We start from the raw sequence: 25,530 nt of genomic DNA, 5'->3' as shown, positions 1-25,530 counted from the left end.
CAGCGGCGCGTGCCCGGCCGACGTGGGACAGGCCGACGTAGGGCGCGCCATGCCGACCGACACCAGCGTGGCGCGCACCCGGCGCCCGGGCGGCCCGAATCGCGGCAGGGTGAGCCAGCGGCGCGCAGCCAGCCGGGCGACCGCGCGCCGATCAGGGCAGGCAGAGCCGCGGCCGGGGCAGGCCAGCGCAATGAACGGCCAGCCGGCCCCGACCCACACGGCGCGCAGCCAGCCAGGCGACCACGCGCCGATCAGGGCAGGCGGAGCCGCGGCGGTGCAGGCCAGCGCCATGCGCGGCCGGCCGTCCCCGACCAACACGGCGCGCAGCCAGCCAGGCAGCCGCGCGCCGATCAGGGCGGGCGGGGTCAGGGCGGCGCCGCGAAGGTGTCGGCGGCCGCCTGGATGCGGGCGAGGTACTCGCGCCAGGACTCCGCGTCGCCGAAGTCGTCGTGGTCGGAACCGCCGCGGCCGTCGATGAGCTCGCGGACGATGTCGGCGTGGCCGGCGTGCTGGGCGGTCTCGGACAGCATGCGGATGAGGAGCACGCCGAGTGTGGTGTCGGCCCGCTCGGCCGGCCAGTGCGGCACCCGCCCGGGCGCGTCGAGGTCGAGCTCGGCCAGCGTGGCGTCGCCGTGGGCGCAGGCTCGGCCGTACAGCCCGAGGATGTACTCGCTGGACTGATCGGGCGTGACCCACATGTCGGCGCCGTCCCAGATCGAGCCGTCTTCCTCCCACGCCAGCGTCTCGGGCGGCGGCCGTCCGAAGGACGTGCCGAGGTAGACGTACTCGCCGCCGGCGACGTGCTTGACCAGTCCGAGCAGGTTGGTGCCACTGGGCGTCAGCGGCCGGCGCAGGTCGTACTCGCTCAGCCCGTCGAGCCGCGACAACAGCCCGGCGCGCGCTTGCCGCAGTTTGTGGTGCAGCTCCGACTTGAGATCCGCCATGCACCCACCCAACCACCCGGCACCGACAAGGTCGGCGAGAATCGGACGGGTGAACGCCTGGGACCAGGACGGCTTCGGTGTCCGCGTCGACTGGGGCCTGGCCGGCGCGCGGCGGCTCGCTCCGCACGTCGCCTGCCTGGTCGTCGTCGACGTGCTGTCGTTCACGACGGCGGTGTCGGTGGCGGCCGACGCGGGCACGACGGTGTATCCGTACGCCTGGCGCGACGAGTCGGCGGCGGGCTACGCGCAGACCGTCGGCGCCCGGCTGGCGGTGGGCCGGCGGGCGACCAGCGCCGAGCACCCGTGGTCGCTGTCGCCGGCGGCGCTGCGGGCGGCTCCGGCCCCGCCGCGGCTGGTGCTGCCGTCGCCGAACGGGTCGGCCATCGCAGCGGCGGCGAGGGACGACGGCGCCGTCGTGGTGGCGGGCTGCCTGCGCAACGCGGCCGCGATCGGACGGTGGCTGACGGCGTCGGGCTACGGTGCCGCGGACCGGCCGGTCGCCGTCGTCCCGGCGGGCGAGCGCTGGCCGGACGGCAGCCTGCGCCCGGCGCTGGAGGACCTGCTCGGCGCCGGCGCCATCGTCGGCGGCATCGGCGGCGCGCACCTCTCCCCCGAGGCGGCCGCCGCCCGCGCGGCCATCGACGCCGTCGACGAGCTGGCCGCGACGCTGGCCGACTGCGCGTCCGGCCGCGAACTGGTCGCGTACGGCTTCCCCGCCGACGTCGCCATCGCGGCCGAGCGCGACACCAGCGAGATGGTGCCGGTGCTGACGGACGGCGGATTCAGCCCGGCGTGACCTCCCGGAACGCCGCCGCGATCCGGTCGAGTCCGGCCGGCACGTCCGCCACGTCGACCGCCCCGTACCCGAGCACCAGCCCGCCGCGCCCGCCCGCCTCCGCCCGATACCGGCCGAGCGGCTCGACGAGCACCCCGCCGGCCCGCGCCCGTCCGGCCACCGCCTCCGCCGTCGCGCCGTCACCGGAACGCAGCAGCGCGCACACGTGCAGCCCGGCCGCCGACGGCACCGGCTCGAGGTACGGCGCCAGCGCACCGTCGAGCCCGGCCAGCAGGGCCGACCGCCGCTCGCCGTACGCCTTCCCCGTCCGCCGGATGTGCCGCGCCAGCAGTCCCTCGTCCATGAACCGCGCCAGCGCGGCCTCCGTCGCGACCGGGCCGTGACCGTCGGCCAGGCTGCGGGCCGTGCGCACGGCCCGGCGCAGCCCCGGGGGCACGACGACGAAGCCGAGCCGCAGCCCGGGGAGCAGGGTCTTCGAGAACGTCCCGACATAGACGACGCGCCCGCCGGTGTCGAGGCCGTGCAGCGGCTCGAGCGGCCGGTCGGCGAAGCGGTACTCGCTGTCGTAGTCGTCCTCGACGATGCCCGCGTCGTGCGCGCCGGCCCAGGCCAGCAGCTCGAGCCGGCGCGGCAGCGACATCGCGACGCCGAGCGGGAACTGGTGCGACGGCGTCACGTACACCAGGCGCGCGTCGGCCGGCAGCCGCGACACCACCAGCCCGTCGCCGTCGACGGGCACGCCGACGACCCGCGCGCCGTACGCCGCGAACGCCGCACGCGCCGGCGGATACCCCGGCTCCTCGACGGCGACGACGTCGCCCGGCGCGAGCAGCACCCGCGCGACGAGGTCGAGGGCCTGCTGGGCGCCGCCGGTCACGACGACGTCGTCGGCGCCGGCCCGCACCGACCGCGCGTAGCCGACGTACCGGGCGATGGCGTCGCGCAGACCGGGATGGCCGGCCGGGTCGGCGTAGCCGGCGGGCTCGCGTCCGTGCCGCCACTCGGCCGCGATCAGCCGCCGCCAGGTGTCGTACGGGAACAGCCGGGTGTCCGGCACCCCGACGGTGAAGTCGTACCGCGCGGCCGTCCGCGGCCCGGGCGACCATCGCGCCGCCACCCAGTCCGTCCGCGGCCGCAGTCCCCCGTCCGGCGAGGCCGGCGGCGCGGCCGTGCCCGCCGGCCCCGCCGGCCCCGCCGCGCCCGTGCCCGCGCCCGCCGCGACGAACGTCCCGGCACCGACCCGGCCCTCGAGGAAGCCCTCCGCCGTCAGCCGCTCGTACGCCGTCGCCACAGTGCCGCGCGACACGTCCAGTGTGCGGGCCAGCTCGCGCGACGGCGGGAGCCGGTCGCCGGGACGCAGCCGCCCGTCGCGCACGCCGTCGCGCAGGGACCGGTAGATCCGGGCGACGAGGTCGCCGGGGCCGTCGAGACTGACGTGGAACTCCATTGGACCAATCAGCTGGGCGTGAATTGTCACTGTGGCGAGACCAATGTAGCGCCGTACGGTGACGACATGACACGCATGGACATCGCCGCGCTCGCCCCTGCGGCGTACAAGGCACTGATCGCCCTCGACAGCCGCTCCCTCCAGGGTGACCTCCCGGCCGGTCTGCTCGACCTCGTGAAGCTGCGGGTCAGCCAGATCAACGGCTGCGCCTACTGCGTCGACTCGCACAGCCACGACGCCGTCAAGGGCGGCGAGTCGCCGGCCCGCGTCTACGCCGTCGCCGCCTGGGACGAGGGCCCCGCGTTCACCGAGGGCGAGCGGGCGGCGCTCGCGCTGGCGGAGTCGATGACGCGGCTCAGCGAGGGCGCGCCGCGCGTGCCGGACGACGTCTGGGAGCGGGCCCGCGCCCACTACGACGACGCGCAGCTGGCCCAGCTGGTCATGATCATCACGACGATCAACGCCTGGAACCGGGTCAGCGTCGCCGTCCGCATGACCCCGGAGTCGTTCGCCTGAGTACCTTGCAGGTATGGGTGACGAGGACGACGCGGTCGTGCGGGCCGTGGGCGCGCGGCTGCGCGGGCTGCGGCACCGGTCCGGGCTGACGCTGGCCGAGCTGTCCGGGCGCACCGGCATCACGCCGAGCACGCTGTCGCGGCTCGAGACCGGCCGCGTGCAGCCGACGCTGGGCCAGCTGCTGCCGCTGTCGCGGGCGTACGGGGTGCCGATCGGCGAACTGGTCGACGCGCCCAGGGTCGGCGATCCGCGCGTGCACCTGCGGCCCGTGCGGCGGTTCGGCCTGACGTTCGTGCCGCTCACGAGGCAGGCGGGCGGAGTGCAGGCGTACAAGGTGCTGTACCCGCCGGCGGCGACGCTGCCGCCGCCGGAGCTGCGCACGCACGACGGTCACGAGTGGTTCTACGTGCTCTCGGGCGCCGTCCGCCTCGTCCTCGGCGGCGACGAGCACCTGCTGCGGGCCGGCGAGGCGGCCGAGTTCGACACCCGGACGCCGCACTGGATCGGCAACCCGGCCGACGACGGGCCGGCGGAGATCATCGCGATCTTCGGCACCCAGGGCGAGCGCATGCACCTGCACGGCACCTGACGCCGTTGCAGATCTGCACGACGGCGGGCGCCCGGGCCCGCGTGCCACGGACACTGGCGTCATGGCACCCCGACGACGCCGCGACCAGCCCCCGCCTCGGACCGGCTCCGGCGAGAAGGACGTCCTCACCGGCTTCCTGACGTACCTGCGCGAGAGCGTCCTGGCCAAGGTGGCCGGCGTCCCGGAACCGGCGGTCCGCACTCCGGGCGTCCCGTCCGGCACGAACCTGCTCGGGCTGGTGAAGCACCTCGCCCACGTCGAGCGCGCCGTCTTCCTCGGCGAGCACGTGCGCAGCTGGCCGGCCACCTTCCACGCCGGCCCGGACGAGACCGCGGCGAGCGTCGTCCAGGACTACCGCGACGCCATCGCCGCCGCCGACCGCGCCATCGCCGCTTGCGCCGGCCTCGAGCACCCCGCGCACTCCGGCCGCCGTCCGCCATCGATGCGATGGGCGCTGACGCACCTGATCGAGGAGACCGGGCGGCACGCGGGGCACCTCGACATCCTGCGCGAGCTGATCGACGGCCGGACCGGCCGGTAAATCGCAGCGTCCGGACGGCACCCACGAGGAGGGACTGGCGGAGATCAGCGCGGTCGAGGCGGACGTGCGAACGGCCCTCGCGGCGGCTCGTTCCCGGCGGCCGGGTTCGGGGACGGCGGGGTTCGAGGTGGCCGGGTCGAGGTGGCCGGGTCCGGGCGGCCGGGTTCGAGGGCGGTCGACGACAGGGAGGCCGGGGCGCCGCGCGGGCCAGCCCAGCCGGCGGCGTCCCCGGCCCGGCCGCCCAGCCGTGCCACCCGGTCGGGCGGCGCTGGTGACCGGCCTGGTCATCGGCGCGACAGCGGGTATTGACGACCGTTTCGCGGTGAGTCATCCTGGGGTCGTCAGCCCCAATTCGTGTGAACGGCCCCCGATCCGCGCGGCGCTTTCTCGCCGCCAGAACCGCCGGCCGCTGGGTGTCCGGCAATTCGCGTCGGCGCCGGATAGGAAATCCCGGTCTGGGTCGAGGTGCGCCCGGCATCGACGCCGCGTCATTGGCGGCGCAGTGGCCGGTCGCGGACTGGAGGGGTGCCGTGACTCCCACGTTCACCGGACTGCGTTCGCTCGCGCGACTGCGCCGCTGGCTGCTCGGACCGGAGCAGCCGAACCTGAGCCTGCGGTTGTCCGTCGGCGTGGTGGCGGTGCTGGCGCTGCTCGTGATGGCCAACGTTCGCTGAGGTAGGTATGACCCGCCCCTTCTAGGGAGGGAGCCCACCCTACGGGCGGGCACCGACAGACTCGCCGAACCACGTTGCCCACGCGCGCGGGACGAAGCAGGTGGCCCCCGCCGGACGAAGCAGGTGGCCCCGCCGGACGGAGCGATCGGCGTCGCTGAGGTAGGTATGACCCGCCCCTCTAGGGAGGGGGCCCACCCTACGGGCGGGCACCGACAGACTCGCGGAACGACGTCGACGGCGCCGGAGCCGGCGCCGCTGCGCCGGCCGACTGCGGTACGGCCGGCGACGCGATCCGCGGGGACGGATCAGGGCGCCTACCGGCGACGATGCCGCCGTCACACCAGCGCGGCGCCGGACCGCCGGCCACCGGAACATCAGCCTCCGGAGTACCAGCCTGACGAGCACCCGGCGCACCCCGCCCATCCCGGACCGGCCCGGGACGCGAGCTCCGGCGGCAGACGCCGAGCCGGCACCAGGCGCCGAGCGGGCGGCAGGCGCCGAACCGGCGGCGGACGGGACACCGGCAACGGACGGGAAGCCGGCGGCGCGCGGGTGACCGGAGCAGGACCGGTGGACGTGAACCGGTGTCCCTCGCGGCGCATGTGACCACCTCACCTCGGACGGGCGTCATCGTCCGGCGGCCATGCGGACCGCCGGTTGCGCTCGTCCGTGGTGGCGTGCCACAGGCTCCGGCCCTGCCCTGCGGTGACCCACACCACTGACGACTGGGACCGTACCGAGCGGGCGCCTGCTGACACAACCGTTACCTCACGGTAACTTGCAAAAGTCCTTCGTCGCTCGTCCTAAGTCGTCGACCGGACGGCCGCCCGCCACGGTGCAGGCGGAAAGCCGCCCGTACCGAACCCCAACACAGGCGACACCTGCGCCTTTTCGGTCGAATCGGATCTGGAACGCAGACGGCGCGAAGCGTTACCCGCCGGATCATTTGTCGACGAACGTGAAACTTTCCGTTGACGTGCATGCAAAAGCCCCTTTACTGTGCGGAGCCATGTACGGGTCGGAGTGGATCAGCGACCGTCGGGGGTCGTCCATGCCCTGCGGTGGTGATGCCGGCCCCACCCCCGGTCTCCGGTGCTCGCGCCCCGGGACTCACGGAATGGAGACCCCATGGCTGACAACCCCGTCCGACGTGGCTGGTTAGGGCACCTGACCCGCCGGTCGGTGCTGGCCGGCGCGGTCGCGACCGCGGCCTTCCCCGCCGCCGCGGCCACGAGCGCGGTGGCGGCGAGCCCAGCGCCCGGGCAGAACACGGCCCGGGCGAGCGGCACGACCCACCGCGTGACGATGTACGCCGAGGCGATGCCCGGCGGACTGATCGGCTACGGCCTGGCGCCCGGCGAGGCGACCATCCCCGGCCCGCTGCTGGACATCGTCGAGGGCGACACCCTGGAGATCACGCTGGTCAACACGACCGACCAGCGGCTGTCCATCCACCCGCACGGCGTCGACTACGACGTCTTCTCCGACGGCTCCGCGTTCAACGCGTCCTACAACCTGCCGGGCGAGACCCGCACCTACGTGTGGCGCACCAGGGAGCGCACGACGGCGGGCGGACGGGCCTGGCTGCCGGGCAGCGCGGGCTACTGGCACTACCACGACCACGCGTACGGCGACCACGGCACCCAGGGCCTGCAGAAGGGCCTCTACGGCGGCCTGATCGTGCGCCGCAAGGGCGACCTGCTGCCGGACAAGACGTTCGTCGTCGTGTTCAACGACATGACGATCAACAACAAGATGGCGCCCGAGACGCCGATGTTCGACGCCGTGCTGGGCGAGCGCGTGGAGTGGCTGGCGATCGGCCACGGAAGCATGGAGCACACCTTCCACGTGCACGCCCACCGGTGGGCCGACAACCGGACCGGCTACCTCGACGGCCCCAACGACCCCACCCCGGCGGTCGACAACAAGGACCTCAACCCCGGCAGCTCGTTCGGGTTCCAGGTGATCGCCGGCGAAGGCGTCGGCCCCGGCGCGTGGATGTACCACTGCCACGTGCAGTTCCACTCCGACGGCGGCATGTCCGGCGTCTTCCTGGTCCGCAACGAGGACGGCAGCATCCCCGACCACGCACAGGAGGCGATCGACCGCTACCACGCAGGACACGGAGGAGGACACGGGGGCCACGCCGGCTAGGCAGGACCGCCCGCACCACCGCTGACATCCATCAGGGCCGAGAACGCACAGGCACGAGCGCACCTCGATCGAAGGAGCAACGATGAGACGCACCAGCCTCGTCCGTCCGGGAGGAGGGCCACCGGCGAGATCCGCACGGTGGCGCCGCACGATCGTCCTGGCGAGCACGGCCGTCCTGGCGCTGAGCGTGACCGCGCTGCCCGCGCAGGGGCAGCCGGAGCCGGAACCGGCCGAACCCTCGCCGAGCGCCTCCAGCGCACCGGCCGACAAGGCCTCCAACGCCGCTGACGACGCCAGCCCCGCCGCACGCCAGGCGCTGGCCGCCGCCAAGGCGAACGCCGCCGACGGCGCCAAGGTGCTGGTCTTCCACGGCGCCGCCGCCGAGCAGGTCGACCCCGTCGCGGCCGCAGTCGCGGCGGTGCAGGAGCTGGGCGCGGCCAGCGGCATCGGCGTCGACGTGTCGTCGGACCCCGCCAGCTTCTCGGCGAGCACGCTGGCCGGCTACCGCGGTGTCGTGTTCCTGTCCGCCATCGGCACCGAGCTGACGCCGTCCCAGGAGGACGCGCTCGAGGCCTTCGTCGAGGACGGCGGCGGCTTCCTCGGCATCGGCGACGCCTCGCGCGCGCAGGAGCGGTCGGAGTGGTTCACCGGGCTGATCGGCTCCCGGCCGGTCGGCGCGCTGCCCGACTCGCTCGACGTCGCCTCCGTCAGCGCCACCGCCAACAACCCGCCGAACGAGGACGCGCCCAAGCTGGTCGACGGCAACGTCAACACCAAGTGGCTGGGCTTCGTGCGGACGGCGCAGATCACCGTCCGGCTGACCGAGGCGGCCGCGGTGAACCAGTACGCGCTGTCGTCGGCCAACGACTCCGCCGGCCGCGACCCGCAGGACTGGACCCTGCAGGGCTCGAACGACGGGACGACCTGGACCGACATCGACCGGCGGACCAACGAGGACTTCCCGGAGCGGTTCCAGACCAAGGCCTACACGATCGCGAACACGACGGCCTACGAGTACCTCCGGCTGGACATCACCCGCAACTCCGGCGACTCCATCACGCAGCTGGCCGAGCTGCAGTTCTTCGCCGGCGATATCGTCGAGCCGCCGCCGGTGCCGGCGCTGGAGGCCACCGTCAGCATCGTCGACCGGCAGCACCCGGCCAACGACGGGCTGCCGCTGGAGCTGACGCTCACGGACCGCTGGACCAACTGGGCGCCCAACCCGGTCGGCACGGTGCACACCGTCGCGCAGGTCCAGGAGAACACCTATGAGCCGGGCGAGGGCGCGAACGGCGCGTTCCACCCGATCTCGTGGTGCCGTGACTACGACGGCGGCCGCTCGTTCTACACGAGCATGGGCGGCGCGGAGCAGAGCTGGAGCAACGCCGAGGTCCGCAGCCACATCACCGGCGCCCTGCAGTGGACCACCGGTCTCGTGCGCGGCGACTGCCAGGCCACCATCGGCGCGAACTACGAGATCGAGCGTCTGACGGCGCAGAACCAGCCGGGCCAGCTGGACCAGAACGGCGAGCCGCACGGCCTGGACGTCGCCGCCGACGGCACCGTCTTCTACATCGGCAAGGCGGCCTGCGCCACCGGCCCGATCGCGTCGTGGGACGACCCGAACGTCGGCCGCGGCTGCGGCACGATCCACCAGTGGGACCCGGAGAGCGGCGACGTCACACAGCTGGCCTCGCTCGACGTGTTCGGCAACCGCGGCAGCGGGAGCGAACTGGTGAAGGCCGAGGACGGTCTGGTCGGCATCGCGCTGGACCCGGCGTTCATGGACAACGGCTGGATCTACACCTACTGGATGCCGTACGACTCGCTCGACCGCGAGCGCCGCGTCGGTGACCGGACCATCTCGCGGTTCACCTACGACCACGAGACGCAGGAGCTCGACCTCGACAGCCGCACGGACCTGCTGTCGTGGGAGACCCAGATCCACAGCTGCTGCCACGCCGGCGGCGGCATGGACTTCGACTCCGACGGCAACCTGTACGTCGGCGTCGGCGACAGCAACTCCTCCGGCGGCTCCAGCGGCTACTCCGGCAACAACTGGACGCAGGAGTTCGGCGGGTACTCGTTCCAGGACGCGCGCCGCACGTCGGGCAACACGAACGACCTGAACGGCAAGATCCTGCGCATCCACCCGGAGGCCGACGGGACGTACACCATCCCCGACGGCAACCTGTTCACCGGCGAGGAGGAGGGCGGAGGCAAGACCCGCCCGGAGATCTACGTCATGGGCGTGCGCAACATCTCGACCCTGTACGTCGACCCGGTGACGGACTACCTGCACGCCGCCTGGGTCGGCCCCGACGCCGGCGGCCCGAACGCCGACCTCGGCCCGGCCAAGTACGAGACGGCGACGATCATCACGTCGGCGGGCAACCAGGGCTGGCCGTACTGCATGGGCAACCGGCAGCCGTACCGCGACCGCAGCAACACCGACGCGTCGGTGCTGACCGACTGGTACGACTGCAAGGGCAACCTGATGAACACCTCGCCGCGCAACACCGGCCTGGTCGACATCCCGGACGCCCGCGACAACATGATCTGGTACTCCCCGCAGGGCGGTAACCCGGACTTCCCGGACCGTGGCGACGGCGTCCCGACGTACGACAACGACGACGCCACCTACGGGTTCCCGTACATGCGCAGCGGCGGTTGCCAGGCCGTCATGACCGGCCCGACGTTCCGCGAGTCGCTGGTCGACACCGACAGCGGCGTCTCGTGGCCGTCGTACTGGGAGGGCAAGTGGATTCTCGGTGACAACTGCGGCTCGAGCAGCCGGATCGCCGTCACCGTCGACCCGGAGGGCATCGAGGAGCAGGCGCCGCCGCTGTTCGCGGAGAACCTGGTCCCGATCATCCCGCACGGCGCCGGCAGCAACCAGCTGAACAGCTGGATGATGACGTCGCGGTTCGGCCCGGACGGCGCCCTCTACATGTCCGACTACAGCGGCGGGTTCTTCAGCCTCACCCCGAACCAGAAGCTGCTCCGCGTGGTCTACAACGGCGGCCCGGCCACCCCGGTGGCGACGGCGTCGGCGACGGCCGTGCAGAACAAGCCGCTGACCATCGCGTTCACCGGCGCCCGCTCCGGCGGCGTGTCCTACGCGTGGGACTTCGGCGACGGCGCGACGTCGGACGAGGCGAACCCGCGGCACACCTACGGCGCGGTGGGCAGCTACACCGCGACGCTCACGGTGACGTACGCCGACGGCGAGACCATGACCACCGAGGTCGACGTCACCGTCGGGTGCGCCGTGCCGGACGACCGCTCCACGGTCTTCCTGCGCGACACCGACACCGGCGTGGCCAACGACGTCGTCGGCGAGGGCTGCACGATCAACGACCTCATCGACGACGAGAGCAGCTGGCCGAACCACGGCCAGTTCGTCCGGCACGTCACCGACACCGCGAACGGCCTGGCCTCTGACGGCGTCATCACGGCGCGGGAGAAGGCCACGCTGACGCGGCTGGCGGCGCAGTCCGAGATCGGCACGCCCGGCGACACCGGCTGGGACGCCATCTTCGACGGGACCGCCGAGTCCCTCGAGGGCTGGACCCAGGCGCCCGGCGGCTTCTTCGAGCTGCAGGACGACGGGACGATCCTCAGCCGCGGCGGGCTGGGCATGCTCTGGTACTCCGCCCAGGAGTTCGCGGACTACTCGATCCGGCTCCAGTTCCGTGACGTGTCACCCGGCACCACGCGGGCCAACAGCGGTGTGTTCATCCGGTTCCCGAACCCGAACCAGCCGCTGGCGGAACGTCCGGAGTGCGGGCGCGTCGGTTCCGCGGCGAACTCGCCGGCCTGGGTCGCGATCTACTGCGGCCATGAGATCCAGCTCTACGACGGTGAGACGGGCGAGCCGCAGAAGACCGGGTCGGTCTACAACTTCGACCCGATCGGGCTGCCCGGCTCGGGCGCCACTCCGAAGGGGGTCTGGAACGACTACGAGATCCGGGTCGAGGGTCAGCACTACACGATCATCCGCAACGGCGTGGTGATCAACGAGTTCGACAACGTCCCTGGCATCGAGTCGTCGCGCGCGGGTGACCCGCCGACCGACCTGCGCCAGTTCCTCAGCGGATACATCGGTCTGCAGAACCACGGCAACAACGACCAGATGGAGTTCCGCAACGTCCGAGTCCGGGAGCTGTAGGACCCGGCGGCCGGCTGGACGGGCGCGACCTCACCCCCCGGGTCGCGCCCGTTCCGGCGGGCCTCGGCCGCCGGGACGCACGGCGTCTCGCGGATTCACGAAAGAGGTGCGGCACTTCATGCTTCAACGACTCTGGGCGGACCTCACCGGCCGCCATCCCTCGACGGGCCGGGCCGGCCGCCGGCGGGTGACGCCCCAGGGCGTCGTCGTCGCGGTGCTGACCATGGCCCTCATGGCGGTCGGCCTGGTGCCGGCCGCGGCCGCCCTGCGCGGCGCGCCGGCGCCCGCGCCGGCGTCGTCCGTCTCCGGCAACGCCGAGACGGCGGCGGCGCAGACCCTGACCTGGACCGCCGACAACAGCGTGACGGCGTACCGGTCGGCCCCGACCTCCGCGGTCGCCGGTCCGACCACGATCGTCTTCGAGAACAGCACGGCCACCGGCAACACCAGCGGCATGCCGCACACGCTGACGTTCGAGACCGGCGACCCGCAGTACAACCAGGACGTCGACGTCAACCTCACGGCGAACCCGTTCGACCCGAACGGCGGCCGGTACGAGGTCGAGGTCAACCTCACGCCGGGCGTGTACAAGTTCTACTGCGCGTTCCCCGGCCACGGCCAGATGACCGGCCTGCTGGTCGTCACCGGCGGCGGGGAGGACACCACGCCGCCGGAGGTGACGGCGACGGTCACCGGCGACCAGAACGCCGACGGCGACTACGTCGGCTCGGCCACGGTGACGGTGAACGCGACCGACGCCGGGTCGGGCGTCGACACCATCGAGTACGAGATCGACGACACCGGGTTCAAGCCGTACACCGGGCCCGTCACCGTCTCCGAGATCGGCGACCACGCGGTGCAGTACCGGGCCACGGACAACGCCGGCAACACCTCACCGGACGGCTCGGTGCAGTTCCGCGTCGTCGAGCCGGAGCCGGAGGACACCACGCCACCGGACATCTCGGCAGCGGTCGCCGGCGAACAGGACGACCAGGGCAACTACATCGGGTCGGCGACGGTCACGGTGACGGCGACGGACGCGGAGTCCGGCGTAGCGTCGGTCGAGTACAACCTCGACAACGGCGGCTGGCAGGCGTACGCGGCACCCGTGCAGGTGACGGCGATCGGCGCGCACACGCTGCAGTACCGGGCGACGGACAACGCCGGCAACGTCGCGCCGGTCGAGTCGGTGCCGTTCACCGTCGTCGAGCCGGAGCCCGACGACACCACCCCGCCGGACATCTCGGCGACGGTCACCGGCGACCAGAACGCCGACGGCGACTACGTCGGGTCCGCGACGGTCACGGTGACGGCGACGGACGCGCAGTCCGGCGTCGCGTCGGTGGAGTACAGCCTCAACGGCGCCGCGTTCGCGCCCTACACCGCGCCCGTCGTGGTGTCGTCCATCGGCGCCCACACGGTGCAGTACCGGGCGACGGACAACGCGGGCAACGTCGCGCCGGTCGAGGCCGTCCAGTTCACCGTCGTCGAGCCGGAGCCCGACGACACCACCCCGCCGGAGGTCGCGGCGGCCGTCACCGGCGAGCAGAACGACCAGGGCGACTACGTGTCGTCGGCGACCGTGACGATCACGGCGACCGACGCCGAGTCGGGCGTCGCGTCCATCGCGTACGCCTTGGACGGCGGCTCGTTCCAGCCCTACACGGCACCGGTCGTGGTCTCGGCCGTCGGCGACCACACCGTGCAGTACCGGGCCACGGACAACGCCGGCAACACCTCGCCGGTCGAGTCGGTCACGTTCACCGTCGTCGAGCCGGAGCCCGACGACACCACCCCGCCGCAGACGTCGGCCACCGTCACCGGTGACCAGAACGCCGACGGCGACTACGTGGGGTCGGCCACGGTGACGATCACCGCGTCGGACGCGCAGTCCGGCGTCGCGTCGATCGAGTACAACCTGGACGGCGCCGGCTTCACCGCCTACACGACGCCGCTGGTCGTCAGCGCGCTCGGCGACCACACTGTGCAGTACCGGGCCACGGACAACGCCGGCAACGTCGCGCCCGTGCAGTCGGTGTCGTTCACCGTCGTCGAGCCGGAGCCGGACGACACCACCCCGCCGGACGTGTCCGCGGCGGTGGCCGGCGACCAGAACCCCGACGGCGAGTACGTCGGGTCGGCGACCGTGACCATCACGGCGACCGACGCCGAGTCGGGCGTCGCGTCCATCGCGTACGCCCTGGACGGCGGCTCGTTCCAGCCGTACACAGCGCCGGTCGTGGTCTCGGCCGTCGGCGACCACGTCGTGCAGTACCGGGCGACCGACAACGCCGGCAACACCTCGCCGGTCGAGTCGGTGGCGTTCACCGTCGTCGAGCCGGAGCCGGACGACACCACCCCGCCGCAGACGTCGGCCGCCGTGACGGGTTCGCAGAACCCGGACGGCGACTACATCGCGTCCGCGACGGTGACCGTCACCGCGTCGGACGCGCAGTCCGGCGTCGCGTCGATCGAGTACGACCTCGACGGCGCGGGCTTCACCGCCTACACGGCGCCGGTCGTCGTCTCGGCCGTCGGCGACCACACGGTGCGGTACCGGGCCACGGACAACGCGGGCAACGTCGCGCCCGTGCAGTCCGTGACATTCACCGTCGTCGAGCCCGAGCCGGACGACACGACGCCGCCGTCGGTCTCCGGCGTGGTGTCGGGCGACCAGAACCCCGACGGCGCCTACGTCGACTCCGCGACCGTGACCGTCACCGCGACGGACACCCAGTCCGGCGTCGCGTCGGTCGTCTACTCGCTCGACGACGGCGCGTTCGTCCCGTACACCGGGCCGGTCGTCGTCTCGTCGGTCGGCGAGCACACCGTCCAGTACCGGGCGACGGACAACGCGGGCAACGAGTCGGAGACCGGATCGGTGACGTTCACCGTCGTCGAGCGTGACGGCGACGCCTGCCCGGACTCCGACACCCGCCCGACGGTGGTCATCGGCAGCCTCGACTCGCTCGTGGCCAACGTCGACCGCGGTGACGGCTGCACCATCAACGACCTCATCGACGACGAGGGCGAATGGCCGAACCACGGCCAGTTCGTCCGGCACGTCACCGAGGTCGCGAACCAGCTGGTCACCGACGGCGTCATCACCGGGCGGGAGCGGGGCATGCTGACCCGCACCGCGGCTGCGTCGGACGTCGGCAGGACGCCGCCCCCGGCCGAGCCGGTCGAGGCGGCCAAGGCGCCGGCCACGGCCGAGCCCGCCGAGCCGTCGATCGAGGAGGCGCTGGAGCACGCCGGTCACCACTAGGAAGGAGACCACGGACGCCCCGGGGACCGCAGCCCCGGGGCGTCCGCGCGTTCTGCGCCGGGCGTGGGGCCGGGGACGCCAGCAGGGGTAGGCGCGGGCGTCCGAGCGAGGAACGAGCGAGGCGGGCGGGGCTGGCGTCCCCGGCCCCACGCCTGCAAGCGACCCGCACCGTCAGTTCAGCGCCGGATCCGGCGGCCGAGCCACCCGTCGTCCGTCGCCACCACCTGGCCGACGACCGCCGTCACCAGGTAGCAGAACGCGACCGCGTACAGCCAGGCCAGGTACGTGAACGCGACGCCGATCGAGCCGAACCGCTCCGCGCTGGACTCCAGTGCCCGCGGCAGCCACACCGCCGACGCCGGGCGGACCGCGATCATCGTCACCGCGAACAGCAGGGCGCCGGGCAGCAGCAGCCGAGGCCGGACGGCGCCGGCCAGCAGCAGCCACGGCAGGAACAGCGCGACCGCCGTGTCCGCCGCGAACGCCGTCACCGACTGCCACGCCCGCGGCTGCGGCAGGCCGTCGGCGAATGCCGCCAGCTGCCGCACCACGACGATCGCCAGCGCCAGGCCCACGACCGCGGCCAGCCAGCGCCAGGCCGAGCCGAGCCGGTTGCGTGGCCGCGGCAGCGACCACACCGCCGTGAACGCCCGCGTCACCGCGCGCGACAGGCTGGTCGCCGAGATCAGCACGATCAGCACGCCGACCACCCCGAACGCCGCACCCGACGCTCCCGTCACCGCGTCGTCCAGCACCGCCTTCGACTCGTCCGGGATCCGCAACGCCTCCGCCGTCGCGTCCGACGCACTGGCCCCGGCCCACGTCGCGAACAGGATCAGGATCGGCAGCACCGAGCTGAACAGCTGCGCCGCCACCGTCATCGCCCGATCGAACACGTCGATGCGCACGCACCCGGCCGCGCTGGTGATCGCGACCCGCCCCGGCCAGCGGTGCAGCAGCCAGGCGGGCGCCCGGATCGGCCCGTTCTCGTCCATCGACACGGCCCATCCCACCGCGCCGCGCCCCGTTCCGGCCCACCCGCCGCGGGTGATGTCCGGCCACCCCTTGCGGGTGGCGGCCGGCCACCCGCTGCGGGTGGCGCCCGGCCGCCCGGCGAGGATGTCTCCATGGCGTTGGCGACCGCGTTCACGGACCTGTTCCAGCTGCGGCATCCGATCGCGCTCGCGCCGATGGGCGGCTCGGCCGGTGGCGCCCTGGCCGCGGCGGTGTCGCAGGCCGGCGGCCTCGGCCTCCTGGGCGCCGGCTTCGGCGACCGCGAGTGGCTGGACCGCGAGGTGCCGATCGTCGCGTCGCGGCCCGGGCTGCCATGGGGCGCCGGATTCCTCACCTGGGGCATCCAGGACGGCGCGGTGGAGCACGTCCTGGAGCACGGCCCGCGGGCCGTCATGCTGTCCTTCGGCGACCCCACTCCGTACGCCGAGCGGATCCGTGCGGCCGGCACGGCGCTGATCCTGCAGGTCACCGACCTCGAGGAGGCCAGGCAGGCGGTCGATCTCGGCGCCGACGTCATCGTGGCCCAGGGCACCGAGGCCGGCGGGCACGGCGCCCGGCACGGCCGCTCCACGCTGCCGTTCGTGCCGGTCGTCGTGGACCTGGCGGCGCCGGTGCCGGTGCTGGCCGCCGGCGGCATCGCCGACGGCCGCGGGGTGGCCGCCGCCCTCGCTCTGGGCGCGGCCGGCGCGCTGATCGGCACCCGATTCCAGGCGACGGCCGAGGCGCTGGTCGACCCCGTCATCGCCCAGGCGATCGTCGACGGCTCGGCCGAGGACACCGAGCGCAGCACCGTCCTCGACCTCGCCCGCGGCTCCGACTGGCCGTCGCGGTATCCGGCGCGCACGCTCGGCCACCCGTACCTCGACCGATGGCGCGGCCGGGAGGCCGACCTCGCCCGCGACCCCCAGGCCCGGCAGCACTACCAGGACGACGTCGCGCGCGGCGCCATCCCGTCCCTCCCCGTCTGGGCCGGCGAGGGAGTCGACCTCATCACCGACCTCCCCGCCGCCGCCGACCTCGTCGCCACCCTGGCCGCCCAGGCCGAGGACGCACTGGCCCGAGCAGGCCGCCGCCCGCCGCAGCTGCCGAGGTAAGGTGCTCGGGCGTGAGCGCGGGGCGGTAGCTCAGCCGGTTAGAGCAGGGGACTCATAATCCCTGGGTCGTGGGTTCGAGTCCCACCCGCCCTACCAGCGCACCCACACGGACGCGCCGACGTCGTCGTCAACGCGGCCGTCATGCTGTCGACGAACTGCTGGGTGTTCTGTTTGCCCTGCTCGCGGTACTCGATGGCCTGGAACAGGCAGTCCAGCTTGTCGGCGTCGACGACCCGTTGGATGCCGTCCCGCACCGCGTCGGGCGCCTCGGCCACCTGGTCGGCAGCGCTACCTCGGCCGGATCCCCGGCGATCCACCAGCCTGCGCCCGTCGCCATCGGCCACCCCGCGCCGATCGTCGCGCCGGCACACCATCGATCGGGTGAGATCCTGGGCGCCGCGACGGCCATGATCGGGCCCTGACGTTAGGATGGTCGAGGGGTTCACCGGTCAACCTTCGAGAGGACGTCATGGGCGAGCTTGCACCACTGCCCGACCGGCCGCTGCGCCGGCGCGAACCGGCGACGGTCGAGCTGACGCGGGAGCTGCTGACGTATCTCGCGTCCGGCGACGTGACGCCGGGGCAGCGGCTTCCGGGTGAGCGTGCGCTCAGCGAGGCGCTGGGGGTGGGCCGCGCGGCGCTGCGTGAGGCCATCAAGTCGCTCATCCTGCTCGGCGTGCTGGAGCAGCGCCAGGGCGACGGCACGTATCTGGCGAAGGAGCCGTCGAGCCTGCTGCCGAAGGTCATCGAGTGGGGGGTGCTGCTCGGGAACAACCAGCTCACCGACCTCATCGAGGCCCGCCAGCTGCTCGAGGTGACGTTGGCGCCGCAGGCGGCGCGCAACCGCAGCGCGGCGGCCGCGGCCCGGCTGACGCAGCTGGTCGAGGAGATGCGGGCGGCCAGCCACGACTACGACCGGTACATCGAGGCCGACGTGGAGTTCCATCTGGAGCTGGCCGCGGCGTCGGGCAACGAGGTGCTGACGGGCGTGCTGAGCAACATCCGGTCGCTGATCGAGGCGTGGGCGCACCGGGTCATCGAGTCGGCGCAGGAGACGGAGTCGTCGCTGGCCATGCACGTGCCCGTCCTCGAGGCCGTCGTCGAGCAGGACGAGGAGCGGGCACGTGCGGCCATGCAGGCGCTCATGGACCGCGCGACCCGGCGGCTGCGGCTGTCGCTGCCGGCCGCCGAGCAGCGCGCCGTCGAGGGCTGAGCGTCACCAGAGGGTCTGGCCGCCCTCGATCACCAGGTTGTGGCCGGTCATGTAGTCCGACGCCGGGCTGGCGAGGTACACGATGCCGCCCTGGAGGTCCTCGACCTCGCCCAGCCGGCCCGCCGGGATGGAGCGCACCCACTCGTCGACGAGCGGGGCGAGGTCGGGCGACTGCTCGATCAGCGCGGTCCGGATGATCCCCGGCGACATGCAGTTCACCCGGATGCCGCGCGGCGCCCACTCGGCGGCCAGCGTGCGCGTGAGGGTGACCACGGCGCCCTTGGACGCGTTGTACGAGACCTGCTTCTGCGGGTGCGGGACGATCAGCGAGGCCATCGACGCGGTGTTGACGATCTTGCCGTAGCCGTGCGGGAACATCGCCCGTGCCTCGGCCTGGCAGGCGAGGAACACGCCCCGGGTGTTCACCGCGAAGACGCGGTCCCACTCGTCCAGCGTGGTCTCCTCCGCCGCCGAGTTGAGGTTGATCCCGGCGTTGTTGACGGCGATGTCGAGCCGGCCGAAGTGCGCGACGACCTGGGCGACGAAGGCGTCGATCTGCTCGGGGTCGGACGCGTCGGCGCCGACGGCGAGCGCGGCGACCCCGCTCTCGCCGAGCCCGGCAACCACCTGCTCGGCACGTCGCAGGTCCAGATCGATCACCGCGACGTTCGCGCCGGCCTCGCCGAGGGCGTGCGCGAACGCCCGCCCGATGCCCATGCCGGCGCCGGTGATCAACGCGGTGCGTCCGGTGAGGTCGAACCGGCCGAGGATCCCGCTCGTGCTCACTGTGCTGCCTCCTTGACGTCGTGACGGGCGCCGTCCAGCGCCCCGGCCGCCGCCACGAGCTCACGGGCGGCCCGGCCGAACAGGTCGATCGAGGTGATGAGGAACACCGACGCACCCAGAGCGTGCCATTCCTTGATCTCGTGTGCGGACTTGACCAGCACCGCCGCGGCGGTCCGCTCGCTGCGGACGACCTCGCCGACGACCTGTTCGACGGCGGCGCGGACCCGCGGGTGGTCGCCCTGCCCGGGGAAGCCGAGCGACGCGGACAGGTCGCCCGGCCCCACCCAGACGCCGTTGACGCCGGGGGTCGCGACCATCTCGGCCGCGTTGCGCACCCCGGCCTCGTCCTCGACCTGCACGACGACGACGGTCTGCGCGGCGACCCGGGCGAGGTACTCGTCGATCGGCTCGTCGCCGTACCGTCCGCCCCGGGTGCTCACCGCGAGCCCACGTCGGCCGCGCGGCGGGTAGTGGGCGCTGGCGACCGCCTCGCCCGCCCCCGCGGCGTCGGCGACGTGCGGGACGATCACCCCGGCGGCCCCGGCGTCGAGCGCCCGGAGGATGTCGAGCGGTGAGTTCGACCCGACCCTGACCAGCGCGTCGATGCCGGCGCTGCCGGCGGCGCGCAGGTGGTGCTCGAGCAGCAGATCGTCGCCGGCCCCGTGCTCGGTGTCGATCACCACCAGGTCGAACCCGAGGTACCGGGCCTGCTCGACCAGCGCGGGGTTGGGCATCTTGACGATCAGCCCGAGCACCGGGTCGCGGTCCCGGAGGCGGTCCGCGAGCGAACGGCTGCGGTTCGGATCAGGCACTGCGGTCTCCTTCTGCGAGCCGGGTGACGGTGACCGCGAGGCTGGTGCGGTCGCCGACGTTGCCGGGGAACACGACGTAGGGCAGCTCCGGCCGGGAGCCGTCGAGCAGCCGCCACACCGGCACCATCCCGGGGAACAGCTGGCCGAGGACGACGGCCCGGGTCGCGCCGAGTGCCCGCGCGGGGACGTCGTGCGAGGTGATGCCGCCCTTGGCTACGAGGAAGCCCAGCTCCGTCGTCTCGGCGATCCGGCGTACCGTCTCGGTGAGGGCGGCGGCCACCCGCCCGCTGGTGGTGATCGGGTCCGCGCCGGCGACGACCTGCCGGGACGTCCGCAGCACCGTCGTGACCGACGGCACGGCGGCCCGGACGGCGGCGGCCGCCCGCCCGATCTCGGCTTCCCGCGCCGCCTCGTCGACGGCGGCGACCACCCTGGCGTCGAGCTCGACGAGCGACACCGGCCGGCTCCGCCGCAGCTCGTCCACCTGGACGTTGGTGAGCCCGGTGTGGCTTCCGACGACGACCAGCCCGCTGGCCGCCGGTCCGTCGCGGCCCGGCCACGGCTCGGGCAGCGGCCGCCCGGCGAGCGCCCGGACCGCCGTGGGGCCGGTCCGGTAGACGACACGCAGGCCGTCGTCCTCGGCCAGCGCACAGCCGGCCGCCAGCGCGGCGAGGTCGCCGCCGGTCACCGCCTCGGCGATCCAGACGTCGTCGTGGTGTCCGCGACGCAGCTCGTCGCGGACCAGCTCGGGGCCGGAACCGCCGCGTAGCAGCGCCAGATCGAGCACCCGCACACGGGCGACGTCGTCGCGCAGCCGGGCACGCACCCAAGCGGCGAGGTCCACGTCGTCGTAGCCGAACGCCGGGTCCGCGGCGTATTCGGTGGCGGCAGCCGGGACGAACACACCGTCGCCGACCCACTGCACACCGCGGGCGGTGACCCGGCCGGCCTCGACGAAGGCCGGCGCGAAGACGACCCGCTGCCGTTGCGGCGAGCCGGCCGCCGCCCGGACGGCCGCCACCTCCTCCCGCACGTGCCCGCGCAGGGTCGAGTCGCTCCGGCTCACGTACCGCACCGGCCGGCCGAGCCGCTCGCCGGCCCGGCCGGCCGCCGCCGCCGCGTGCGACGTCACCCGGCTCGCCTCGGACGCGGGCAGCGCCCGGCTGTTCGTCAGCACGAAGGCGAGGTCATGCCCCCGCGCCGCCCAGGCGAGGTCGCCGGCGGTCCACTCCCCCATGACGACCGGCACGTCGCGGACGCACTGGGTGCCGGTGGGGTCGTCGTCGATCACGACGGTCCAGGTGCGCCGCCGCGCGGCGGCGGCCCGCACGGCGGCCAGGTCGTCCGCCTCGCGCCGTGCGGTGGGCGGCCGGTCCAGCTCGGCGAGCGTCACCGCCGGGCTAGTCATGGACGACCGTGTAGCCGCGGCCGATGTCCCCGGGCGCCTCGTACCCGTCCGCCGTCACGATGAGGGTGTCCTCCAGCTTCACGAAGCCGACCACCGGGTCCTCGATCCAGGTCTCGATGGACAGCACGTTGCCCTCGGCCAGCGGGGTGTGCGCGTGGTCGGCCGGGTAGGGCACCGGGCCGGTCGCCGTCAGCCGCGGCACCTCGTGGGTGATCAGGCCCATGCCGTGCGCCAGGAACGTCATGGTCGCGGCGTATGGGCTGGCGGCCACCAGGTCGGCCGCGATCTCGTAGATCGCCGAGCCCGGGCTGCCGGCCCGGACCACGGTCCGGACCTGCTGCTGGACGTGCTCGATCTCGGCCATCAGCTCGACCATGCGGTCGGTCGGCTCCCCGTGGACGGCCATCCGGGCGAGGTCGCCGATGTAGCCGTCGAACATGCCGCCGCTGTCGAGCGAGAGCACGGTGCCGGGGCGCCACGGCTCCTGCGACGGTGCCCGGTTGAGGCTCGGGCCGGTGGCGATCAGGCAGTAGTCGAAGACCAGCCCGCGGCTGGTCTGCTGGCGGCGGAACTCCTCGACGATCTGGTGCCTGGTGAGGCCCGGGCGGACCGTGGCGAAGGTGGCCAGCATCGAGTCGATGATCCCCTCCGACGCCGTCCGGACCAGCGCCAGCTCCGCGGCGGACTTCCGCCCGCGCAGCGACTCCAGGATCGGGTGCGCGTCGACGAACTCGGCGTCCGGCAGCTCGCGCCGCAGTTCGTCCAGGGCGTCGGCCGGGATGAACGCGTACTCGACCGCGATGCGCCCGGTCGCGGCGCCGCGGCGGGTGATCGCGGCGGCCGCCACGCGGGCCGAGTCGAGGCTGGACCAGCTCACGTTCTGGATCTCGCCGACCCAGAGCGGCTGCACGTCGGTGCCCCAGTCCTCGTTGCCGCAGCCGACGTAGAAGGCGTCCTCCGGCCGGCCCGCGACGTACCCGACGACGGGCAGGTAGCGGCTGACCCCGATGGCGTCCATACCGGCGAAGAAGAAGTAGCGGTAGCCGCCGAGCAGGTACTGGACGTTGTGCCGCGTGGTCGCGAGGACGACGTCGACCCCGGCCTCCTGCAGCAGCTCGTCGAGTCGCTCGGCCGCGAACGGTGCGGACACCTGACCTCCTGGTGGACGGTGCGACGATCGGTCAGTCATGGTTCTCCGTGCAGTCGGGCACTTCGGGTTGCGCGCTGCCGGCGTCGATCTCCTCGATCAGCGCCAGCACCTGTGCGGCGGTGTCCTCGGTGATCAGCGGCTGCGAGGGGATCTCGCAGAGGGCGGCGACGTCCTCGTCGGCCGCGAGCCGGCTGGCCACCTGGATCGCCGTCGCGCCGAAGATCTCGCTCGGATAGCTGGTGCTGGCGTCCTGGATCTCGCCGTTCGAGATCAGCTCCAGGTTGGCCGTCTGCCCGTCGCCGCCGATCACCGCCAGGTCCGCGCCTGCGGCGCGCAGCGCCTCGATGCCGCCGAGCAGCGCGATGTCGGTGTCGCTGAAGATGCCGGCCAGCTCCGGATGGGCGGTCAGCATGTTCTCGGTGAGCTTGCGCGCCTTGGTCGGGTCGCACTGGGTCTCGCCGATCTGGACCTGGGTGATGTTCGCCGGCAACCCGTCCGCGAACGCGGAGCGGCGCCCGTCCATCTGGGCGTTGCCGATCCCGCAGCCGATGACGCCCAGCTCGCCGCCCTCGGGCAGCAGCTCGCCCATGTACTCCCCCGCGGCGCGGTAGCCGGCGGACTCGTCGTAGGCGATGTGCACCGTCGGCTCGAGGTCGGGGATCTCCTGGATCATCGAGATCACGTCGATCCCGGCCTCCTCGGCCTTGTTCAGGACGGGCGACAACTGCGCCGCGTACTCGCCGGGGTCGACCACGATGACGTCGAACTGCTGGGTGATCGCGTCCTCGACCTTCGCGATGATCGGCGACGGGTCGCGCCGCTGTGGGCCGGCCTGAACGTCGACCTCGACGCCCAGCCGGTCGGCCTCGGCGCGCGCGCCGGCCGCCTCGCGGCTGTACGCCTCGTCGTTGAGCGTCGGCAGCAGGTACATGACCTTGATCTCGGCGTCCGTCGCGGCCTCACCGCGCGCGGAACACGCGGCCAGGCCGCCGGCCACGGCACAGGCGCAGACGACCGCCGTTGCGGTCCTCGTCAACTGGTTCATGGGTGCCCTTCCTGGTCGAATTGGTGGTGCGGCGATCCGACGATCATCGAGACGAGCCGGTGCTCGTTCTCCTTGCTGGCGACCGCGTTCCCGACGACCCGGCCCTGCCGCAGGACGGTGGCCCGGTCGGCGATCTGGAGGACGTGCTCCATGTTGTGGGAGATCAGGACGACCGACATCCCTCGCTCCGGCAGCGACCGCACCAGCTCGATCACCTGCCGGCTCTCCCGGATGCCGAGCGCCGCGGTGGGCTCGTCCAGCACGACGACCCGGCTGGCGAACGCCGCCGCCCGGGCCACCGCCACCGCCTGCCGCTGGCCGCCGGACATCAGGCCGATCGGCTGGCGCGGGTCGGGGATGGTGACCTTGAGCTCGGCCGACGCCGCCTTCCAGGCCGCGAGCATCTGACGGTTGCGCAGGTAGCCCAGCGGCCCGAGCCAACGCGGCGTGCGGTGCTCGCGGCCCATGAACATGTTGGCGAGGACGTCGAGGTTGTCGAAGACCGCGAGGTCCTGGTAGACGGTCTCGATCCCGGCGCCGCGCGAGTCCGCGGGGCTGCGGAAGTGCACCGCCTCGCCGTCGAGGCGCAGCTCGCCCGCGTCCAGTTGGTGCACGCCGGCGATGACCTTGACCAGGGTCGACTTCCCGGCCCCGTTGTCGCCCAGCAGCGCGACGATCTCGCCCTGGTGCAGCTGGAAGTCGACGCCGTTCAGAGCGGTGACGTGGCCGAACGTCTTGTACGCGCCGGCGATCTGCAGCAGCGGCGTGGTGGTCGTCGCCGGGCTCATCGTTCCACCTCCAGCGCGGTCAGCCGCTTCACCCGTTCCTCCAGCCGCCGGCGGATCACGTCGAGCTCGAGCGCGGCGAGCACGATCACGCCGACGGCGACCTGCTGCATGTAGGGGCTCACGCCGAGCAGGTCCAGGCCGTTGCGGATGGTGCCGAGGATCAGGGCTCCGACCAGTACGTTCACGACGGTCCCGCGGCCTCCGAAGAGGCTCGCGTCGCCGATGACGACGGCGATGATCGAGTCCAGCTCGGCGCCCGTCCCGGCCAGCGGGGTCGCGGTGTTGGTACGTCCGGCGGCGATGATCCCGGCGCACGCTGCGGTGACCCCGGAGATGACGAACGCCGCCATCGTGATGCGGCCGACCGGCAAGCCCATCCGCGTGGCGCCCTCCGGGTTGCCGCCCAGCGCGTAGAGCCACCGGCCCCACTGCGTCCGGGTCGTGACGTACCAGAGCAGCAACCCGAGGACGCCGACGAGCAGCACCGGCGTCGGCACCGGGCCGAGTTCGCCGCCGCCGATCGTCGTGATCAGGTCCGGCAGGCCGACGACGGCGGTGCCGTCGGTGAGCAGCTGCGCCGCTCCGGCTGCCGCGCCGAGCGTGGCCAGCGTGACGATGAACGGCTGCGGCAGCCGGCCCCACACGATCACGGCGCCGTTGATGGTCCCGATCAGCGCCCCGCCGAGCAGTGCGAGCAGGAGGAACTGCCAGCCGTTGCCGGTGCCGCCGACGACGGCGGCGAACACCACCGAGAACCCGATGACCGAGCCGACCGAGATGTCGATGCCCCTGATGAGCACGACGATCAGCTGGCCGAGCGCGAGAGCCATCACGATCGAGCTCTGCGCGCCGAGGTTCTGCAGGTTGCCGGAGGTCAGGAAGTACGGCGAGGCCACGGTGAAGACCACCGCGAGGATCGCCAGCAGCAGCGTCGGGCCCAGGCGGATCACCGCCAGCAGCAGCCGCGCGGAGGCGGCCTGCCGGCCGTCGCCCGGTGGTGCGGGCGCGTGCTCGGTGCCTGGGTCGGAGCGACGCTCGATGAACGCTCGGATCAAGGGTGTCCCTCTCGGGTCATGGAGTGCCGGGCGCGGGAGCCGGGACGGCGCCGTGGCAGCCGCGG

The 25,530-nt window shown here is 73.3% G+C and carries 20 protein-coding genes, 1 tRNA gene and 1 pseudogene; 12 read left to right on the top strand and 10 right to left on the bottom strand.

Annotation, left to right across the window (positions count from 1 at the left end):
- Positions 1 to 365: 365 nt before the first annotated feature.
- The gene (locus BLV02_RS08305; RefSeq protein ID WP_069110953.1) at positions 366 to 944 is read right to left on the bottom strand and encodes a DinB family protein; all 579 of its coding nucleotides are present in this window, start codon (positions 942 to 944) and stop codon (positions 366 to 368) included.
- Positions 945 to 993: 49 nt separating this feature from the next.
- Here BLV02_RS08305 and BLV02_RS08300 point away from each other — a divergent pair, with 49 nt between their 5' ends.
- Positions 994 to 1,740 carry a 2-phosphosulfolactate phosphatase gene (locus BLV02_RS08300; RefSeq protein WP_141711528.1) on the top strand — a complete coding sequence of 249 codons (747 nt, stop codon included), beginning with the start codon at positions 994 to 996 and terminating at the stop codon, positions 1,738 to 1,740.
- Here the strand turns inward: BLV02_RS08300 and pdxR are convergent.
- Positions 1,727 to 3,187: a MocR-like pyridoxine biosynthesis transcription factor PdxR gene (pdxR, locus tag BLV02_RS08295; RefSeq protein ID WP_069110955.1), complete on the bottom strand. Its 1,461-nt coding sequence runs from the start codon at positions 3,185 to 3,187 to the stop codon at positions 1,727 to 1,729. The genes BLV02_RS08300 and pdxR overlap by 14 nt on opposite strands.
- A 66-nt stretch (positions 3,188 to 3,253) precedes the next feature.
- On the opposite strand from pdxR, the gene BLV02_RS08290 reads away from it, so the two are divergent.
- The 7 genes and pseudogenes from BLV02_RS08290 to BLV02_RS08265 all read left to right on the top strand — a co-directional run.
- Complete coding sequence (locus tag BLV02_RS08290; RefSeq protein ID WP_074946225.1) at positions 3,254 to 3,703, top strand: carboxymuconolactone decarboxylase family protein; 450 nt, start codon at positions 3,254 to 3,256, stop codon at positions 3,701 to 3,703.
- A gap of 13 nt (positions 3,704 to 3,716) precedes the next feature.
- Entirely contained in the window at positions 3,717 to 4,292 is a 576-nt protein-coding gene (locus tag BLV02_RS08285) for a helix-turn-helix domain-containing protein (RefSeq protein ID WP_069110957.1), read from the top strand.
- Positions 4,293 to 4,353: 61 nt separating this feature from the next.
- Complete coding sequence (locus BLV02_RS08280; RefSeq protein WP_069110958.1) at positions 4,354 to 4,833, top strand: DinB family protein; 480 nt, start codon at positions 4,354 to 4,356, stop codon at positions 4,831 to 4,833.
- Between the two features lie 530 nt (positions 4,834 to 5,363).
- Positions 5,364 to 5,507: a hypothetical protein gene (locus tag BLV02_RS36390; RefSeq protein ID WP_171906717.1), complete on the top strand. Its 144-nt coding sequence runs from the start codon at positions 5,364 to 5,366 to the stop codon at positions 5,505 to 5,507.
- A 1,128-nt stretch (positions 5,508 to 6,635) separates the two neighbouring features.
- Complete coding sequence (locus BLV02_RS08275; protein ID WP_074946223.1) at positions 6,636 to 7,661, top strand: multicopper oxidase domain-containing protein; 1,026 nt, start codon at positions 6,636 to 6,638, stop codon at positions 7,659 to 7,661.
- Positions 7,662 to 7,743: 82 nt separating this feature from the next.
- The gene (locus tag BLV02_RS08270) at positions 7,744 to 11,832 is read left to right on the top strand and encodes a ThuA domain-containing protein (protein ID WP_069110960.1); all 4,089 of its coding nucleotides are present in this window, start codon (positions 7,744 to 7,746) and stop codon (positions 11,830 to 11,832) included.
- Positions 11,833 to 12,199: 367 nt separating this feature from the next.
- A pseudogene (locus tag BLV02_RS08265) lies at positions 12,200 to 14,728 on the top strand (OmpL47-type beta-barrel domain-containing protein); the annotation flags it as partial.
- Positions 14,729 to 15,276: 548 nt separating this feature from the next.
- On the opposite strand, the gene BLV02_RS35560 reads toward BLV02_RS08265, so the two are convergent.
- A complete protein-coding gene (locus BLV02_RS35560) occupies positions 15,277 to 16,095 on the bottom strand; it encodes a YhjD/YihY/BrkB family envelope integrity protein (RefSeq protein ID WP_069110962.1) in 819 nt (272 codons plus the stop codon).
- 132 nt (positions 16,096 to 16,227) lie between these two features.
- On the opposite strand from BLV02_RS35560, the gene BLV02_RS35555 reads away from it, so the two are divergent.
- From BLV02_RS35555 to BLV02_RS08240, 4 genes are all read left to right on the top strand, one after another.
- The gene (locus tag BLV02_RS35555; protein ID WP_069110963.1) at positions 16,228 to 17,208 is read left to right on the top strand and encodes an NAD(P)H-dependent flavin oxidoreductase; all 981 of its coding nucleotides are present in this window, start codon (positions 16,228 to 16,230) and stop codon (positions 17,206 to 17,208) included.
- A 19-nt stretch (positions 17,209 to 17,227) separates the two neighbouring features.
- Positions 17,228 to 17,304, top strand: a tRNA-Ile gene (locus BLV02_RS08250).
- On the top strand, positions 17,277 to 17,630 hold the full coding sequence (locus BLV02_RS35550) for a hypothetical protein (RefSeq protein WP_141711530.1): 354 nt from the start codon (positions 17,277 to 17,279) through the stop codon (positions 17,628 to 17,630). The genes BLV02_RS08250 and BLV02_RS35550 overlap by 28 nt, the downstream gene beginning before the upstream one ends.
- Positions 17,631 to 17,677: 47 nt before the next feature.
- Complete coding sequence (locus BLV02_RS08240; protein WP_069110965.1) at positions 17,678 to 18,421, top strand: FadR/GntR family transcriptional regulator; 744 nt, start codon at positions 17,678 to 17,680, stop codon at positions 18,419 to 18,421.
- A gap of 3 nt (positions 18,422 to 18,424) precedes the next feature.
- Here the strand turns inward: BLV02_RS08240 and BLV02_RS08235 are convergent, their stop codons facing one another.
- The 7 genes from BLV02_RS08235 to BLV02_RS08205 are packed head-to-tail and all read right to left on the bottom strand — an operon-like array spanning position 18,425 to position 25,465.
- Positions 18,425 to 19,207, bottom strand: coding sequence for an SDR family NAD(P)-dependent oxidoreductase (locus tag BLV02_RS08235; RefSeq protein WP_074946221.1), 783 nt, complete (start codon positions 19,205 to 19,207; stop codon positions 18,425 to 18,427).
- Positions 19,204 to 20,019: an HpcH/HpaI aldolase family protein gene (locus BLV02_RS08230; protein ID WP_069110966.1), complete on the bottom strand. Its 816-nt coding sequence runs from the start codon at positions 20,017 to 20,019 to the stop codon at positions 19,204 to 19,206. Before BLV02_RS08230 ends, BLV02_RS08235 begins: the two co-directional genes overlap by 4 nt.
- Positions 20,012 to 21,427, bottom strand: coding sequence for a four-carbon acid sugar kinase family protein (locus BLV02_RS08225; RefSeq protein ID WP_069110967.1), 1,416 nt, complete (start codon positions 21,425 to 21,427; stop codon positions 20,012 to 20,014). Before BLV02_RS08225 ends, BLV02_RS08230 begins: the two co-directional genes overlap by 8 nt.
- Positions 21,420 to 22,577 carry a M24 family metallopeptidase gene (locus BLV02_RS08220; protein WP_216094156.1) on the bottom strand — a complete coding sequence of 386 codons (1,158 nt, stop codon included), beginning with the start codon at positions 22,575 to 22,577 and terminating at the stop codon, positions 21,420 to 21,422. The genes BLV02_RS08225 and BLV02_RS08220 overlap by 8 nt, the downstream gene beginning before the upstream one ends.
- Positions 22,578 to 22,608: 31 nt before the next feature.
- Positions 22,609 to 23,613 (bottom strand): sugar ABC transporter substrate-binding protein, encoded by a 1,005-nt coding sequence (locus tag BLV02_RS08215; protein WP_176986518.1) that lies wholly within the window; start codon positions 23,611 to 23,613, stop codon positions 22,609 to 22,611.
- A gap of 5 nt (positions 23,614 to 23,618) precedes the next feature.
- Positions 23,619 to 24,410 carry an ATP-binding cassette domain-containing protein gene (locus tag BLV02_RS08210; protein WP_069110970.1) on the bottom strand — a complete coding sequence of 264 codons (792 nt, stop codon included), beginning with the start codon at positions 24,408 to 24,410 and terminating at the stop codon, positions 23,619 to 23,621.
- Complete coding sequence (locus BLV02_RS08205; protein WP_083288521.1) at positions 24,407 to 25,465, bottom strand: ABC transporter permease; 1,059 nt, start codon at positions 25,463 to 25,465, stop codon at positions 24,407 to 24,409. The genes BLV02_RS08210 and BLV02_RS08205 overlap by 4 nt, the downstream gene beginning before the upstream one ends.
- Between the last annotated feature and the right edge of the window lie 65 nt (positions 25,466 to 25,530).

The organism is Jiangella alba (assembly GCF_900106035.1).
Lineage (GTDB): Bacteria > Actinomycetota > Actinomycetes > Jiangellales > Jiangellaceae > Jiangella > Jiangella alba.
The sequence above is the reverse complement of the archived record's forward strand: the minus strand, read 5'-3'. Positions and strand labels throughout refer to the sequence as shown.

Coding starts and splice junctions, on each gene's coding strand:
- BLV02_RS08225 (WP_069110967.1), bottom strand. CDS start 21,427: ATGACTAGCCCGGCGGTGACGCTCGCCGAGCTGGACCGGCCGCCCACC.
- BLV02_RS08240 (WP_069110965.1), top strand. CDS start 17,678: ATGGGCGAGCTTGCACCACTGCCCGACCGGCCGCTGCGCCGGCGCGAA.
- BLV02_RS08290 (WP_074946225.1), top strand. CDS start 3,254: ATGACACGCATGGACATCGCCGCGCTCGCCCCTGCGGCGTACAAGGCA.
- BLV02_RS08270 (WP_069110960.1), top strand. CDS start 7,744: ATGAGACGCACCAGCCTCGTCCGTCCGGGAGGAGGGCCACCGGCGAGA.
- BLV02_RS35560 (WP_069110962.1), bottom strand. CDS start 16,095: ATGGACGAGAACGGGCCGATCCGGGCGCCCGCCTGGCTGCTGCACCGC.
- BLV02_RS08280 (WP_069110958.1), top strand. CDS start 4,354: ATGGCACCCCGACGACGCCGCGACCAGCCCCCGCCTCGGACCGGCTCC.
- BLV02_RS08305 (WP_069110953.1), bottom strand. CDS start 944: ATGGCGGATCTCAAGTCGGAGCTGCACCACAAACTGCGGCAAGCGCGC.
- BLV02_RS35555 (WP_069110963.1), top strand. CDS start 16,228: ATGGCGTTGGCGACCGCGTTCACGGACCTGTTCCAGCTGCGGCATCCG.
- BLV02_RS08275 (WP_074946223.1), top strand. CDS start 6,636: ATGGCTGACAACCCCGTCCGACGTGGCTGGTTAGGGCACCTGACCCGC.
- pdxR (WP_069110955.1), bottom strand. CDS start 3,187: ATGGAGTTCCACGTCAGTCTCGACGGCCCCGGCGACCTCGTCGCCCGG.
- BLV02_RS08210 (WP_069110970.1), bottom strand. CDS start 24,410: ATGAGCCCGGCGACGACCACCACGCCGCTGCTGCAGATCGCCGGCGCG.
- BLV02_RS08285 (WP_069110957.1), top strand. CDS start 3,717: ATGGGTGACGAGGACGACGCGGTCGTGCGGGCCGTGGGCGCGCGGCTG.